Source organism: Dyella lipolytica, assembly GCF_030160075.1.
GTDB lineage: Bacteria > Pseudomonadota > Gammaproteobacteria > Xanthomonadales > Rhodanobacteraceae > Dyella_B > Dyella_B lipolytica.
The window spans coordinates 1877857-1893462 of the sequence record NZ_BSNQ01000003.1 but is presented as its reverse complement, the minus strand read 5'-3'; the positions used below and the strand labels follow the sequence as shown (position 1 = coordinate 1893462).

Here is a 15606-nt window from a genome sequence, read left to right as displayed (position 1 = left end):
AGCCCGTTACGGGTTCAGGGCTCTATCACCTTCAGCGAACTAAGTGGCATGGCACCGACGCCGCGTACCGCGGGCCGATACATATCTTCCACCAGCGGCGGCGGCACGGCATACGTACCTGGCGTCACCGCACGTACGAGATAGAAAACGTGGGCTGCCTGGCCGCGCAACAGTCTTAGTGCCGCGTCATAGCGATCATCGCGATATTCCTCATGCACGATGTCGGCCGCACCGGTGTGCTGATCCATCTCGATACCGTCGACCACCACACCTTCCCATTGTTGTGCGCCGCCGAGATTGAGATTCTCCACTTCCAGTCCACCCGGCAGCAGGTCCGTCACGATGGCGTCGGGCATATTCATGCGTGCTTCGATGACCAGCTCGACGATCAGGCTTTCGCCCTCCTTGAGCGTGTCGCCACTCCACGACTTGCCGTCGGTAGTGAAGTAGGCGCGTCGAACATCGACTTGGCTAGCGTCGGCGGCCGGTGCTTTCGACGGGATGCCCGCAACATCGAAGGTTGCAAACACGGTGGCCTTGCCGCTTGGCTGCACCGACACACCGCTGGCTAGCTCGGCGGGTGTGAGGTTGCGCGTCCAGATGAACTTGTCCGACGGGACCTGTTCGGTTTTGCCGCCGATGTTCAACGACGCAGCGAGCGGTGCGTTGCTGGCCGCATCAAAGGCATGTGCCACGCGTGCGATCGCCACCTGTTCTTGCGTGCTCAGGTAAGACCACGACCAGTGGTAGTAAGGAATCTTTTCCTGAGTCGCGCGCACGTTGGCAGTGGCATTGCGTGCCCAATCAATCAATTTGACATCGTATTCGGGCTTGTTCATCCCGTAGGTGTGCGTCAGTGCAACCATCACAGCCAGGTCGCGCAGGTCCGAACCGTAGTCGCCTACGTACCACGGACGTTCCTTGTTCCAGGCAAACGCCTCGTCGATCGCTTTCTGTGCGCGCTCGTTGTCACCCATCAGCTTGAGCGCAATGCCCAGGTGCACCAGCGGCAGCGGCCCGACCAGTTTTTGCCGATCGTTGTCGAAAATGGCGCGCAGCGTGCCCAGCGGCGCACGATTGACACGTGCCAGCACGAAACCGGAATAGGCCTCATCGGCAATGCGCATGTGATCGTGATGCTCATAGCTGAAGTAGGGGTGTCCACCGGCAAGCAAGTCGTCGCTGAGGCGTTGCAGGGCTTTCTGCAACACATCCTGCGGCACGGCGAAGCCTGCATCGCGCGCGTCGAGCATGAAGTCCACGACATAGGGCGTGGTGAACGTCTCGATCGGACTGGTCCCGCCCCAGAAACTGAAGTGTCCGTTGCTGGCCTGGAACGAGGCGATGCGAGCGAGTGCGCTTTCCACGGCGGCTTGTCGCTGTGCGTCGCTCAAACCCGCGATGCCGAGCGCCTTGGCAGTTTTCTCGTCCATGTACAGGGCCGCGTAGCCCTTGCTCGTGGTCTGCTCGATACAGCCATAGGGATAGAGCAGGAGCTCGCGCAACGCGCTGTTATACGGCAGTGGTGGCAGCGTGCTCAACGTAAGTTGGCTATGCACTGTCGCAGGAAACAGTCCTGCTGTTTGCGACGCATCCAGACGCACCGCCTTGCCATCTTCGATCACCATCGGCACGCTGCGCACTTCTTCCGGCCACGCCGGACGCACCGCGAATTCGAAGTGCCGATCGATCTGGTAGTCGTTGAGCTGCGCATGGATATCGATGGTGGCCACACCGGCACCTGCGTTGGCTGTTACAGGCATCAGCAGCGTCGTGCTTGAGCCATCCTTGAGCGGAACGCTTCGTGCGGCGTTGTCCACATGGACAAAATCGCTGCTCTTCACACTGACCTTGGCTACGCCATCCTTGCCGGATAGGTTTTTCAGATCCAGGCTGATTTGCGCTTTGTCGCCTGCGGCCATCACGCGCGGTGTGCTGGGTTCGACTACCAGCGGCGCGCGCACAGTGATGTTGCCATCGGCATTGCCGAAGCGCTCGTCGGTGTAGGCCAGCGCGGCGAGGCGAAGGCTGCCGTTGAAATCAGGTACCTGCACGCGCAGCGTCGCCTTGCCTTGCGCATCGAAGGCCACCGGGCCGGCGAACAGATCGACAATCTGCACTTTCGGGTTCAGGCGTGCCGCATGCGGCAGTGCCTTGCTACTCATGTCGCCGCCGTAACGCAGCTTCGCTTGTTCACCGTCCATCGCCTCGATCACACGGCTGTAGAGGTCGTAGGCATCGATGCCGAGCGCACGCTTGGCAAACATCCAGGCCCAGGCATCGGGTACCGGATAATTGGTGATGTTGAGCACGCCCTGATCCACTGCCGAGAGCGTGACGTAGGCATGCTGCCCCGACAGTCCTTGCGCCTGCACCGTAACATCGAGTGGATTGCCCGGACGCATCATCGCCGGCGCACTCAGTTTGAGGGGAATGCGACGGTCGTTGCGATCCATGGTCACGTGTTCGATGCCCATCGCGCGTGCCGGCGTGGTGCGTTCGGTGGCATCGCCGCCGCGGAACACCAACGCGACGACATAGACATCGTGGCGCTCCCAATCCTTGGTGACGGGAATGTCGAACGTGGCACCTGCGGTCGCATCGATATTGCGCGTGTAGAGCAGGTGATCCGATTCGATCAGCAGCACGCCGGGACCGTCGTGCGGCGGTGTGACGGTGACCTTCATGGTGTCGCCAGCGCGATAACGCGCCTTATCCAGGGCCAGTTTCACCTTGTCCGGCCGCGCTTCCTTGCCGGTGTTTTCGTCATCCCAGCTATAGCCGGCGAAGAAGGGATAGACCGTGGTGAGTTTGGTATCGGGGTCGTACACCTCCAGCCGATAGCCGCCCCATTCCACGGGAAAGTCGACCTGCGCGCGCTGACCGGCCGCTATGTCGATGTCTTTTTCATCGATCTGCTGCAATTGCACGTTGGCGTTGGACTTCCATTCGTCGCCGTGCTCGTACAGCCAATAGAAGTCGCGGATTTCGCGCTGCAACCGTACTTTCAGATGCGAGCCCGCAACGAGCTTGCCGTCCACATCGGCGCGCAGAATTTCGAACGATGCACGCCCCTGGCTTTCTGCGCCTTGGGTGGGATCGAACTGCGGACGCACGCCGACAAGTTCAGGTGCGGGCCAGTAGACCTTGTTCAACAGGCGAGTGACGGCGCGGCCACCGGTTTCGTACACGCTGCCGGAGAGGGTCACCGCCAACGGTGCGACGGGTTTCACATCATCGGGCAGGGCAACGTCTTGTTCGAGATGACCCTGCGCATCCAGCTTGGTGTCCACCACATCGTTCGCGTTCTTGGGCAGATCGACTAGCGGATTGCCGAAGAAGGTATCGGGCAGATTCGGCAACGGATGTACTTCCGGCTTCACCAGCAACTTGGCAGTGAAGCGATTGCCATCGGCGGGCGCGCCGTAGAGATAACTGGACGTCACCGCGAGCTTCAGTGGTTCGTTGGGAACCAATCGCGCCTGCGGGCTCGCCAGATCCACTTTCAGGCGCTCAGGCAGGAATTCTTCGACGTGGAAAGGGAAGGCCTGCACCGCTTCCTTGCTACCCGGGTTGAGGCGGAACTCCAGTTGCCAGAGACCGGTGGGTGCATCTTCCGGAATCACCTGACTGAGATCGAAGTAGTTGAGATCGCGCGGATCCAGGCGGGTATCCACCAGGCTGCGTCCGTCCGGTTGCTTCAGGCGCACGAACAGCGCCTGCGGCTTCATCGGTTTGCCGTCGTAATCGCGCAGCAAGGCCGAAGCGTGCAGCGTCTCGCCGGGGCGATACAGATCGCGCCCGGACCAGGCGAACACTTCGAACGGCGCTTCCGGCCGACCGGTGATGTCGAAGTTGGAAACATCCAGCGCGGGCCGGTTGAACGGCAGCACCGACACATCTTTACCGTGGCGGGCGATCAATACATCTGCCGGGTCCACCTTGTAGGCGATCAAGGCGTTGCCGTCGCCGTCAGTGGTGGCTTTCAGTTTTGCGTTGCCGCTGGCACCGTCAATTTCCACCTCCACGCCGCTGATCGGCGAGCCGTCGTGCAGCGACGCGACATGCAGCAAGACATTGTCGTGGTAGACGCGCAGATGCAAACCCAGATCGCTGACGAAGAAAATCGCCGTGTCATAACCGTTGGCAAACGTGCCGCCCTGTTTGACCACGGCCATATAAACGCCCGGCTGCGCCAGCTGCGACACATCCTGCACGGGGATATACGTAACGGTGCGTTCGTTCTGCGCGCCGCCGAGCGTGTAATGGTTGGCGTAAACCGAGTCACCCATGTCGGTGATCGCGCGCTTCGCGCGGTCGCCATGCTCGCAGCGGCTCCAATCGTTGGGCTGATGGTCCAGCTCGTAGTTATCCCGATGCTTGTTGTCTGGATAAGCGCAGAACAGGTCCGAAAGCGCATCGTCGTGCACGCGGAAAAACTCGATGTCCGCGTCATGCACGTTCACCGACACCAGCGGTAGACCGCGCGAACCGCGCGCGGGTAGCACGCTGCCCATCGAGGCAAAACCGACGGCTGCCTGCAGATTGCCGGAATAGACATCGCGCTTCACCTCGTGCCCCAGCGTGCGTCCATCCGCTGCCAGCAGGCCGGCGTGCAGTACCACGGCGTAATGCTGGTCCGGGTTCACGAACGGGAAGTTCAAGGTCTTGCCGTCGTCCTGCAGGCCCCAGCTGCCGCTGACCACTTCGCCATTCGGCCCGGTCACGGCAATCAGCTGGTCGAAGGACTGCGCCGATGCCAACACGGCGCTGAAATGCAGAGCGATCGCGGTACGCGAATCAGTCGTCTGCGAACTGGCCGAGAGCAGCGAGAACGGCTGCGTCGCGGCGGCATGTGTCGAACTGCTTCCTGCCGGCGCCCCTTGCAAAGCCGGACTACCGGCCTCGTGGTGATGGCATGCGCTCAGCAGGCCCAGCGACACCAAAAACAACAGCCCTACCAACCCGCCGTGTAGACGGCGGCCGATCGACAGACGCTTCATAGAACCCTCCCTGAGTCTAGCGAAGAGTTTCGCACGCCTTTGTGGCGACGCGGAGGCGGGGCTGTGGCGACTTGATTGAGTAGAGGCCAGTCGGCCGGTTTATCGGTCCGGCCGGGCGGGCGTTACCCTCAATAAAGCACTCGCGTACGCAACGTCCCTGGTATCGCCGCCAGCTTGTCTTTCAACGAAGCGGCCTGCTGCTCGTCCGCGGAAACGTCGATCACCACATAGCCCACGTCCGCATTGGTCTGCAGGAACTGCGCGTCGATGTTGATATTGCCGGCTGAAAACAATTCGTTGATGCGCGAGAGCACGCCGGGCACGTTGCGATGGATGTGCAGCAGGCGACGGCTTCGCGGATGCTCGGGCAGCGCGACTTCGGGGAAATTGACGGCAGAGAGAGTGGAACCGTTGTCGCTGTAACGCACCAGCTTGCTGGCGACTTCGATGCCGATGTTGTCCTGCGCTTCCAGCGTACTGCCGCCGATATGCGGGGTGAGGATGACGTTGTCCATGCCGATTAGCGGCGAGACGAATGGATCGTCGTTGCCCTTCGGCTCGACCGGGAACACGTCGATGGCGGCGCCGCCGAGATGTTCCTTGCGCAACGCATCGGCCAGCGCGTCGATGTCGACCACCGTGCCGCGCGAAGCGTTGATCAACAGCGAGCCCTTACGCATCCGGTCCAGTTCGTTCTTGCCGAACATCAGCTTGGTAGCGGGCGTTTCGGGTACATGCAGCGTCACGACGTCGGCGCGTTCGAGCAGGTCGTCCAGATTGCCCGCGGCACGCGCGTTGCCCAGCGAAAGCTTGGTCTCGATGTCATGAAAAATCACGCGCATGCCGAGGCTTTCGGCCAGCACGCCAACCTGGGTGCCGATATGCCCGTAGCCGATAATGCCCAGAACTTTGTCGCGCACTTCGAAACTGCCCGACGCGGATTTGGTCCAGCCACCGCGATGGCATAGCGCGTTCTTTTGCGGGATGCCACGCAGCAGCATGATCGCCTCGGCGATCACCAGCTCGGCCACGCTGCGCGTGTTGGAGTAGGGTGCGTTGAACACCGGAACGCCCAGTCGTGCTGCGGCGGTCAGCTCGACCTGATTGGTGCCGATGCAATAGCAGCCTACGGCGATCAGCCGCTTGGCATGTTCCAACACCTCGGCGGTGAGATGTGTACGCGATCGGATGCCGATGATATGCGCGTCGGCGACGCGCGCTTTGAGTTCGTCTTCAGGCAATGATTTGGCGTGGTACTCGATCTGGCTGTAGCCGGCGCGCTCGAACACTTCCACGGCCGTGCGGCTGACGCCTTCGAGTAACAGCACCTTGATGTCTTGCCTGGGGAACGAGGTCTTCATGGCGGCCCGGTGTTTGGATGTCTAAACACTATGCCAGATTTTGTCGCGATGCAGCACTAGACGCCCATGCGATGCGCTGGCAGGCTGGAGGCTTCCTCCCGGAGCCGCCATGACCGATCCCCGCCTTGCCGATCTCGCCCGCCGCCTGCCCGACCTGCGCCTGCTTACCGATGCCGGCGATCTGGAGCACTACGGCCGTGACTGGACCCGGCGCTGGACGCCGGCGCCCCTGGCGATCGCGCTGCCGGCCTCGGTCGAAGAAGTGCAGGGCATCGTGCACTGGGCCAACGAGCAGAAAGTAGCCATCGTGCCTTCAGGTGGTCGAACGGGGCTATCCGGCGGGGCAGTGGCAGCGCATGGCGAGCTGGTGCTGAGCCTGGAACGGATGAATCGCGTGGTGGGTTTCGACGCGGTCGACCGCACGCTGACAGTGCAGCCGGGCATCGTGCTGGAAACCGTGCACGAGGCGGCACGTGGGCATGGCCTGATTTATCCCGTGGATTTCGCCGCGCGCGGCTCCTGTTCCATCGGCGGCACGATCGCCACCAATGCCGGCGGTATCCGGGTGATCCGTTATGGCAATACGCGTGAATGGATCGCCGGTCTCAAAGTGGTGGCCGGCAACGGCGAGTTGCTGGATCTCAACCGCGGCTTGATCAAGAACTCCAGCGGTTACGACCTGCGCCAGTTGATGATCGGCTCGGAAGGGACGTTGGGCATCGTGGTCGAAGCCACCTTGCGTTTGACCGATCCTCCGCCTGCTTCGCAGGTGATGTTGCTGGCGCTGCCGAACATGGATGCGCTGATGCGGGTCTTCGCTCTGTTCCGTGCGCGTCTATCGTTGCAGGCGTTCGAGTTCTTCACCGATGTGGCCTTGAAACACGTACTGGCGCATGGGGCGCAGCGCGCCATCGAAGGCGATCATCCGTATTACGTGGTGACCGAGTTCGAAGCAGCCGACGAACGCGCGCAGGAGGCGGCACTGGCCGCATTCGAGCAAGGCGTGGAACAGGGCGCGATCAGCGACGGTGTGATCGCGCAAAGCGATGCGCAGGCCGCCGCGTTATGGCGCTTGCGCGAAGGCATCACCGAGAGCCTGGCGCCGCACAAGCCGTACAAGAACGATGTCTCGGTGCGCATCGGCGCGCTGCCGGCGTTTCTGCATGACATGCAGTCCTTGCTGGGGCGCGAATACCCGCATATCGACGTGGTGTGGTTCGGCCATATCGGCGACGGGAACCTGCACATCAATGTGCTGAAGCCGGAATCGCTTTCCGACGCGGATTTCATCGCGCAGTGCGAGCATGTGACCAAGCTGCTGGCCGATACCTTGCAGCGCCATGGCGGCAGTATCTCGGCCGAACATGGCATCGGCCTGGTCAAGCGCGCCTACCTGGAGAGCACCCGCAGCGCGGCCGAGATCGCGCTGATGCGTGGTGTGCGGCAGGTGTTCGATCCCAACGGAATTCTCAATCCCGGCAAGCTGTTTGTCTGAGATCAGAGCACCCCTGGCTTGGGTTGGGCGGCGTTCCACACGTACCATGGGCGTCCCAAACCACCGGTTATGCCGATATGTCCCAGGACCGCCGCGCCCTGTATCCCGAGATCGAGCCATACGAGACGGGGAGCCTCAAGGTATCCGAACTGCATACGCTTTATTACGAGCAAAGCGGCAACCCGGACGGTAAGCCAGTGGTGTTCCTGCACGGCGGCCCGGGTGGTGGCACCCATGCCAAGTGCCGGCGTTTCTTCGATCCGGCGGTGTATCGGATCGTGCTATTCGATCAGCGCGGCTGCGGCAGGTCCACGCCGCATGCGGAGCTCACGGACAACACCACGTGGCACCTCGTCGCCGATATCGAGCGACTGCGCGAACGTCTGGGCATTGCGCGCTGGCAGGTGTTTGGCGGTTCGTGGGGTTCGACGCTGGCACTGGCCTACGCGCAGACGCATCCGGACAAGGTCACGGAACTGGTGTTGCGCGGCATCTTCATGCTGCGCCGCTGGGAGCTGGAATGGTTCTACCAGAAGGGTTGCGACGCGCTTTATCCAGATGCGTGGGAAACCTATCTGGCGGCCATCCCTGAAGTGGAGCGCGGCGACTTGATGAGTGCCTATCACCGGCGCCTTACCAGTTCGGACGCCAAGACGCGCCTGGATGCGGCGCGCGCGTGGTCGGTATGGGAAGGCGCGACCAGTTTTCTGTATCAGGACGAGTCGTATATCAGCAGCAGTGGAGAAGACGAGTTCGCACTGGCGTTCGCGCGTATCGAATGCCATTACTTCGTCAACGGCGGCTTTTTCGAGCATGATGATCAGCTGCTGCGCAATGTCGACCGCATTCGCCGGATTCCGTCGGTGATCGTGCAGGGGCGTTACGACGTGGTGTGCCCGATGCGCAGTGCCTGGGATTTGCATCGCGCTTGGCCCGAGGCTGATTTGCGCATCGTGCAGGATGCCGGGCATTCAGCGTTCGAGCCCGGCATTACGCACGAACTGCTCGAGGCGACGGATCGATTTAGAGGGTAAGCGCCGAAGGCGCTTTCTTTATCCCCTCTCCCCTTTGGGGCACGCGGAGAGAGCACATGGATGTGCTCGGCCTTGGGGAGCGAGGAGAGGGCAGGGTGAGGGGCTGGGGCTTATGGCAACGGCTTCGTGCCGAAAATCTTGTCACCGGCATCACCGAGACCGGGCAGGATGTAACCGTGCTCGTTGAGCCGTTCGTCGATGGACGCGGTGTAGATCTCGATATCCGGATGGCTGGCCTCGATGCGCTTGAGGCCTTCCGGCGCAGCCACCAGGAACAGCCCCTTGATGCGCCGGCAGCCCGCCGCTTTGAGCATGTCCACCGTGGCAATCAGCGTACCCGCGGTGGCGAGCATCGGATCGACGATCAGCGCAATGCGCTCGTCCATGCGACCGGTGAGTTTCTCGTAATAGGTGATCGGCTGCAGTGTGTGTTCGTCGCGTTGCAGACCGACCACGCTGACCTTCGCCGCCGGAATCAGCTCAAGCACGCCGGGCAGCATGCCCAGGCCGGCGCGCAGGATCGGCACGATGGTGATCTTCTTGCCCTTGATCTGCCGCACGCGCACAGGGCCTGCCCAACCCTCGATCTGCGCTTCGACGGTTTCCAGATCCTTGGTGGCCTCATAGGTCAGCAGTGAGCCGACTTCAGAGGCGAGTTCGCGAAACTCCTTGGTGCTGATGTCGGCCCGGCGCATCAGGCCGAGCTTGTGTTGGATCAACGGGTGACGAACCTCGACGATCTTCATGCGGCGCGACCGTTGATGGGATGGCATCAAGCATAGCGGCAAATGAAAAGGGCGCCGCCAGCATGGCGACGCCCTGAAAATCTAAACGAGCCTCAACGCTGGGCAATGGCCCTGTTAGTGACTGCCTTTCATGCAAGCGCTTACGGCATCTTTGTAGGCTTGGCCTTTCTTGCCTGCATTCTCGTGGTTGCATTCACCGATGGTCTTAGGCTTGGCCGCTGCTGCAGGGGCACTCTCGCCCTTCATGCAGGCATCGCGGGCTGCTGTGTATGCGGCGCCGGTCTTTCCTTTCGCGGCGTGGCTGCACTCGCCCAACTTGGTGGAATGCCCCGTGCTCGTGCTGGACGTGGCCTGTGGTGCGGCGTAGGCGGCGGTGGTGGCAAGGGCCAGGACAGCGCTGGCGGCAAGCAGGCTGAAACGCATGGACATGGTGCTTCCTCCTGAAGTTATGACCGGCGGTTCTGCCGGCTAACGCAGTCTATGCCTACGACATGACAGGGTGGAAGGTGTCTGGGGTAAGCCACGCACAGCGCTTCAGGATTTGTGGTGCAGCGGTTCATCACGGCCGGCTTGCCCGGCCGTGATGCGGTTATTTCAGGCTGCGCGGGCTTCGGCCTTGCGGGGGCCTTCCAGCAAGGCGTGGCGCACATGAGCGATCACCATGTCCACTTCCGCACTGGTGATCTTGAAGTGCGGGGTAAAACGCAGCGAATTGGCGCCGCCGTGAATCACGCCGATACCGCGCTCGCGCAGGTATTCCTCGGTGGAGCCGGCGCCGTAGCACTTGAACTGCGGGGCCAGCTCGCAGGAGAACAACAGGCCGGTGCCTTGCACCTTGGTGATCAGGCCGCCCAGTTCGTCCTTCAGCGTATTGAGCTTGTCGACGAATTCCTTGCCGCGGACGCGGATATTGGCGCGCACTTCGTCGGTGAGCTGGTCGAGCGTCGCCAGCGCCACGTCCAGCGCGCGCGGGTTGGCGGTCATCGTGTTGCCGTAGATGCCCTTGCGATACAGGCCTGCGGCACGTTCGCTTACCGCCAGTACGGATAGCGGGTACTGACCGGCGTTGAGTGCCTTGGAGAAGGTTTCCATATCCGGCGGCTGTAGCTTTTCGAAGCCGGGATAGTCGATCAGCGACAGCACGCCATGCGCGCGCAGACCTGCTTGGATCGAGTCGACCAGTAACAGCGAACCGTGCGACTCGGTCAGCTGGCGAGCAGCCTGGTAGAACGCCGGAGTTAGCGCACGACCGGGATCGCCTTCACCCATGACCGGTTCCAGGAACATCGCTTCGATGAACCAACCATGCTTGTCGGCATCGGCGAACACGGCTTCCAGTTGCGCGATGTCATAAGGCGCCACGGTGAGCAGCGTGTCTTCATGGCGATAGCTCGCCAGATGCTGCTGATAGGTGCGGCGCGAGGAGTCGGAGTACAGCGCCGGTTTGTCCGTGCGGCCATGGAACGCGCCTTTCACGGCAACGCGCTTGATGGTGCGTCCGGCGTAACGGCCGCCCGCGTCGGTCATCAGCTTGGCATTGACGTCGGCAATGCGACAGGCGAGCCCTACCGATTCCGATCCGGAATTGAGGCATAGATAACGCACATACGGATTGCTGCCACGGTGACAGCCCAGTTCACGATTCAGCGCCTGGGTAAAGCGCAGCTGCGACACGCTGGGCGTCATCACATTGGCCATGACCTGCGGACGCGCCAGCGCGGCATCGATTGCCGCGTTGTTGTGGCCGAAACCGAGCATGCCGTAGCCGCCATTGTCGTGTACGACGGCACCTTTCAGCGTCACAACCCATGGGCCACGCGCGGCCGCGGGCAGGTACGGATTGATCGCATCGTCCGGATAGAAATTGACGAAGCCCGCCAGCGCCTGCGCCAGCTGTTCCGACTCGTCGAGCTTCAGGAAATCGCCCAACTCGGCGCGCAGCTCATGGTGGCGCGCGACGGCTTCGGAAACGGCTTGTACAAGCTGCGGATCGATGGCCGCCATGCGTTCGATGCTGGCGTCGTCGAGGCCGGTGGTCCGCGGCTTGCCGCCAAATTCGCGCAGGTCGCGCAGCTGTTCGATCACACCCATGACTACTCTCCTCGAATCTCGTCAGCGCCTCGCACCCAGCGCGAAGCAGGCCGACTCATGTATTTCGTGCGTGGAGGGCACCGAGGGCCCGCGGGCCATGCGCCCGGCCGCACTGCGCCGCAAGGGGGAAACCGCTGGCGCATACCGCCAAAGGATAACCTGCGGGCGGGGGTGGCCGGTACCCCCGGATGACGCCTGTCATGCCGGATAGCTGACGCCGGCGACTGGGGAAAACCCCTTGCCATGCCTACGCTGCAGTGCAAAGGAGACCTGCCATGAACCCCACGTCCGACGTAGTAGCCCGTCTTTCCGGTGCCGTGAAGCGTTACGGCAGCCTCACCGCGCTCGATGGCGTAGATATTGTGCTGCACCGCGGCGAACTGCTTGCGGTACTGGGCCCGAACGGGGCCGGCAAGAGCACCAGCATCAGCCTGCTGCTGGGCCTGATCCGCCCCGATGGCGGCCGCGTCGAGCTATTTGGCATGGATCCGCAACAGATCGACGCGCGCCGGCGCATCGGCGTGATGCTGCAATCAGCCATGCTCCCACTCACTTTACGGGTGGGCGAACTGCTGCGCCTCGTCGCCAGCTATTACCCGAATCCACGCCCCTTGGAAGAAAGCGCCGCCCTCGCCGGTATCGGCGATTTGCTGCAGCGGCCTTACGGCAAGCTGTCGGGCGGTCAACAGCGACGGGTGCAGTTCGCCCTGGCGTTATGCGGCCGGCCCGAACTGGTGTTCCTGGATGAGCCGACGGTGGGCATGGATATCGACGCCCGCCAGAAACTCTGGTCGGCAATGCGTGCCCTGGTCGCTGAGGGTTGCGCGGTCGTGTTGACCACGCACTATCTCGAAGAAGCCGAAGCGCTGGCGCAACGTGTCGTGGTGATGGGCAAGGGGCGCGTGCTGAGCGAGGGCAGCGTGGACGCCTTACGCGCGCAGGTGCCACTCACGCGGATCCGCTGCGTTACCGATCTGGACGCCGCCGAGGTGGCGATGTGGCCGCAAGTGGCATCGGCCGAACGCGACGGGCAGCGCATGCGCATCAGCACTAACGCTGCCGAAAACGTTTTGCGTCGCTTGCTTGACGCCGATGTATCGCTGAGCGAACTCGAAGTGCAACGGGCAGGCCTGGCCGAAGCCTTCACCGAACTCACCCGCGAAGAAACGGTTGTTGAAAAGGAGGCTGCGTAATGAACGCCGTCACGACCACCGCATCAACCACGACGATGGCTTCCCCACGCATGGGCACCAAGCGCGTATTCGGCGCCTATCTAGCCGAGGCGCGCAGCGAATGCGTGCGTTACATGCGCAACCCAGGCTTCATGCTTCCCATCATGTTGTTTCCGACCATGTTCTATCTGCTGTTCGGCATCGTGATGGGTCGATCCGAAGGCGCGGATGCCGCACGCTACCTGTTGGTCAGTTATGGCGTGTTTGGTGTGATGAGTCCCGGATTGTTCGGTTTCGGCGTGTCATTGGCGCTGGAACGCGATGGCGGCCTGCTTACCTACAAACGCGCATTGCCGATGCCGCCCGGGGCCTATCTGCTAGGCAAGATGCTGATGGCGATGTTGGCGGCTGCGATAGTGATTCTGCTGTTGCTGGCGATGGGCTTGGTGCTGGCGCATGTCACGCTTACTGCGCAACAGGCTGGGCTGCTATTGCTGACGGGTGTGCTAGGTGTGTTGCCGTTCTGTGCGCTCGGCATGCTGGTTGGCACGTTTATCAAGGGGCAGGGCGCGCCCGGCATGCTCAACCTGATCTATCTGCCGATGTCGTTCCTTTCCGGTCTGTGGATTCCCATCAACCTGCTACCTAAGGTGTTGCAACAGATAGCGCCGATCTGGCCGAGCTATCACCTGCATCAGTTGGGGCTGGCTGCGCTGGGTCTCGAACATGCCGGCTTGGTGGAGCATGTCGGAATACTGGTCGGTTTCGCAGTGGTTTTCTTTGTGATCGCCGCTCGCCGACTGCGGCGCTACGGTTGAAGTACGATGCGATCTGGAAGGCTGTCGGCGTGGGGATGAGCCATGACCATGATTTCATCGATTCGTAACTGGTTTACGCCGGCGCCCGACTCTTACGCCGCCCAAAGTGTGCGCAAGGGCAAGTCGCCGTGGGTCGATGCCGTTCATTTGCTGTGGTCGGTATGGGTGTTCGTCACGCCCATCTTCGACCACTACACGTGGACGTGGGCGTTGTTCACGCTGCTGAGCTATCCGATCTTTCTGCTGCTCTATGCCAAGTGTTGTGTGGCTTCGCGAAAGAGCACACAGGTCTATGCACTCGCCATGATCGCGCTCGCCTTGGCGTTGATGCCCTGGTATCCCAGCGGTCTTACGTATTTCGTATTTGGCTGCGTCATGCTGCGCGGTTGCCTCTTGGGCTTTCGCACCTACATGGCAACCCTGCTGGCACTCAATCTTACGTGCCTGATGGAGGCGTGGCTGCTGCATTACGCATGGCAGGCGGTGGTATCGATTCCATTGATGACGTTCATCATCGGCATGGTCACTGCCGCCGAGAAGATGAGTGATCAGAAAGACGCAGAGCTGCAACTTTCGCACGAGGAAGTGCGCCGGCTTGCAGCAACTGCTGAGCGTGAGCGCATCGGACGAGACCTGCACGATTTGCTCGGCCACACACTGTCATTGATTACCTTGAAGCTGGAACTGTCACGCAAACTGTTCGATCGCGACAGCGAAGCGGCGCGACGCGAGCTGGAAGAAGCAGAGCGTGTGGCGCGACATGCTTTGGCTGAAGTACGCGCAGCGGTGACCGGTATTCGTTCCACCGATCTTGCCGCGGAACTCGCCTCGGCACGATTGCTACTGGAATCCTCAGCCGTGCATCTGGATTACGGCAACCTACCGGATTCGCTTCCTCTGGATGTCGAGCGTGCCTTGGCGCTGGTCATTCGCGAAGCCACTACCAACATTCATCGGCACGCGGTCGCCTCCGAGGCGAGCGTGCGTTTTGTGCGTACAGCGGAAAAACTTGAAATGCAGATCAGCGATAACGGACGCGGCGGACTTTCCGCGCATGGCAATGGGGTGAGCGGAATGTGCGAACGTGTACGCGCACTCGGCGGCCAAATGCAGATCGATTCACCGCCGCATCGCGGTACGCGACTGCTGGTAAGTGTCCCACTACGCGTGCAGCAAGAGGCTTCGCGAACGCCCGCCGAACCTACGCCGCCGGCGTCGCAAGATGGTTATACGCGGAGCTTTGCATGATCCGCGTTCTGCTGGCCGAAGACCAGGCGATGGTGCGCGGTGCGCTGTCGGCCTTGCTGAATCTCGAATCGGATATCGAAGTGCTTGGCTCCGCGCCCGACGGCGAAGCGGCCTGGCGCGACGTGCAGCGGTTGAAACCGGATGTCTTGGTGACCGACATCGAAATGCCTGGCATCACCGGGCTCGAACTGGTGCAGCGCATTCATCGTCACGAATTGCCGGTGAAGACCATCATCGTGACCACTTTTGCACGTCCCGGCTTTCTTCGTCGTGCACTGGACGCTGGGGTATCGGGCTATCTGTTGAAAGACGCGCCGGCGGAGAATCTTGCCGAAGCCTTGCGCACAGTGCATCGCGGCGGTCGTTCCATCGATCCACAGCTGGCATTGGAGGCCTGGTCCGAGGCCGATCCGCTCAACGATCGCGAACGCCAGGTACTCCGCCTGGCAGGCGAGGGACAATCGGCCAGCGACATCGCGACGAAACTCAATCTTTCGCATGGCACGGTGCGCAATTATCTTTCCGAAGCCATCGGCAAGCTGGGAGCGGCCAATCGCATCGAGGCCTATCGGCTGGCGCGGCAGAAGGGTTGGTTGTAACGAAAGCCATGCGGCAGGGACACGCGGTGTTTCTTGCGG

General features: G+C 61.8%; 11 protein-coding genes. 6 read left to right on the top strand and 5 right to left on the bottom strand.

The annotated features are described in order from the left end of the window. Positions 1 to 14 precede the first annotated feature (14 nt). Positions 15 to 5003, bottom strand: coding sequence for an alpha-2-macroglobulin family protein (locus QQL64_RS10010; protein WP_284398816.1), 4989 nt, complete (start codon positions 5001 to 5003; stop codon positions 15 to 17). Positions 5004 to 5131: 128 nt separating this feature from the next. Next, on the bottom strand, positions 5132 to 6364 hold the full coding sequence (gene serA / locus QQL64_RS10005) for a phosphoglycerate dehydrogenase (protein ID WP_284398813.1): 1233 nt from the start codon (positions 6362 to 6364) through the stop codon (positions 5132 to 5134). A 109-nt stretch (positions 6365 to 6473) separates the two neighbouring features. On the opposite strand from serA, the gene QQL64_RS10000 reads away from it, so the two are divergent. Then, complete coding sequence (locus QQL64_RS10000) at positions 6474 to 7859, top strand: FAD-binding oxidoreductase (RefSeq protein ID WP_284398810.1); 1386 nt, start codon at positions 6474 to 6476, stop codon at positions 7857 to 7859. Positions 7860 to 7936: 77 nt separating this feature from the next. Continuing rightward, a complete protein-coding gene (gene pip, locus QQL64_RS09995) occupies positions 7937 to 8893 on the top strand; it encodes a prolyl aminopeptidase (protein ID WP_284398808.1) in 957 nt (318 codons plus the stop codon). Positions 8894 to 9003: 110 nt separating this feature from the next. Here pip and upp read toward each other — a convergent pair whose 3' ends face one another. The 3 genes from upp to QQL64_RS09980 form a co-directional block, all read right to left on the bottom strand. Next, positions 9004 to 9639, bottom strand: a complete 636-nt coding sequence (upp, locus tag QQL64_RS09990; RefSeq protein ID WP_284398806.1) for a uracil phosphoribosyltransferase — start codon at positions 9637 to 9639, stop codon at positions 9004 to 9006. A gap of 114 nt (positions 9640 to 9753) precedes the next feature. Then, on the bottom strand, positions 9754 to 10068 hold the full coding sequence (locus tag QQL64_RS09985) for a phosphate starvation-inducible protein PsiF (protein WP_284398803.1): 315 nt from the start codon (positions 10066 to 10068) through the stop codon (positions 9754 to 9756). A 165-nt stretch (positions 10069 to 10233) separates the two neighbouring features. Next, complete coding sequence (locus tag QQL64_RS09980) at positions 10234 to 11730, bottom strand: aminotransferase class III-fold pyridoxal phosphate-dependent enzyme (RefSeq protein WP_284398800.1); 1497 nt, start codon at positions 11728 to 11730, stop codon at positions 10234 to 10236. Between the two features lie 275 nt (positions 11731 to 12005). On the opposite strand from QQL64_RS09980, the gene QQL64_RS09975 reads away from it, so the two are divergent. The 4 genes from QQL64_RS09975 to QQL64_RS09960 are packed head-to-tail and all read left to right on the top strand — an operon-like array spanning position 12006 to position 15567. Beyond that, entirely contained in the window at positions 12006 to 12923 is a 918-nt protein-coding gene (locus QQL64_RS09975; RefSeq protein ID WP_284398796.1) for an ABC transporter ATP-binding protein, read from the top strand. Beyond that, a complete protein-coding gene (locus QQL64_RS09970) occupies positions 12923 to 13720 on the top strand; it encodes an ABC transporter permease (protein ID WP_284398793.1) in 798 nt (265 codons plus the stop codon). Before QQL64_RS09975 ends, QQL64_RS09970 begins: the two co-directional genes overlap by 1 nt. 48 nt (positions 13721 to 13768) lie before the next feature. Further along, the gene (locus tag QQL64_RS09965; RefSeq protein ID WP_284399733.1) at positions 13769 to 14968 is read left to right on the top strand and encodes a sensor histidine kinase; all 1200 of its coding nucleotides are present in this window, start codon (positions 13769 to 13771) and stop codon (positions 14966 to 14968) included. Next, a complete protein-coding gene (locus tag QQL64_RS09960; protein ID WP_284398792.1) occupies positions 14965 to 15567 on the top strand; it encodes a response regulator transcription factor in 603 nt (200 codons plus the stop codon). Before QQL64_RS09965 ends, QQL64_RS09960 begins: the two co-directional genes overlap by 4 nt. The last annotated feature ends 39 nt before the right edge of the window (positions 15568 to 15606 follow it).

Bases quoted from the DNA above. Each gene is read 5' to 3' on its own strand.
- QQL64_RS10010 (WP_284398816.1), bottom strand. From the start codon at position 5,003: ATGAAGCGTCTGTCGATCGGCCGCCGTCTACACGGCGGGTTGGTAGGG.
- serA (WP_284398813.1), bottom strand. From the start codon at position 6,364: ATGAAGACCTCGTTCCCCAGGCAAGACATCAAGGTGCTGTTACTCGAA.
- QQL64_RS10000 (WP_284398810.1), top strand. From the start codon at position 6,474: ATGACCGATCCCCGCCTTGCCGATCTCGCCCGCCGCCTGCCCGACCTG.
- pip (WP_284398808.1), top strand. From the start codon at position 7,937: ATGTCCCAGGACCGCCGCGCCCTGTATCCCGAGATCGAGCCATACGAG.
- upp (WP_284398806.1), bottom strand. From the start codon at position 9,639: ATGAAGATCGTCGAGGTTCGTCACCCGTTGATCCAACACAAGCTCGGC.
- QQL64_RS09985 (WP_284398803.1), bottom strand. From the start codon at position 10,068: ATGTCCATGCGTTTCAGCCTGCTTGCCGCCAGCGCTGTCCTGGCCCTT.
- QQL64_RS09980 (WP_284398800.1), bottom strand. From the start codon at position 11,730: ATGGGTGTGATCGAACAGCTGCGCGACCTGCGCGAATTTGGCGGCAAG.
- QQL64_RS09975 (WP_284398796.1), top strand. From the start codon at position 12,006: ATGAACCCCACGTCCGACGTAGTAGCCCGTCTTTCCGGTGCCGTGAAG.
- QQL64_RS09970 (WP_284398793.1), top strand. From the start codon at position 12,923: ATGAACGCCGTCACGACCACCGCATCAACCACGACGATGGCTTCCCCA.
- QQL64_RS09965 (WP_284399733.1), top strand. From the start codon at position 13,769: ATGATTTCATCGATTCGTAACTGGTTTACGCCGGCGCCCGACTCTTAC.
- QQL64_RS09960 (WP_284398792.1), top strand. From the start codon at position 14,965: ATGATCCGCGTTCTGCTGGCCGAAGACCAGGCGATGGTGCGCGGTGCG.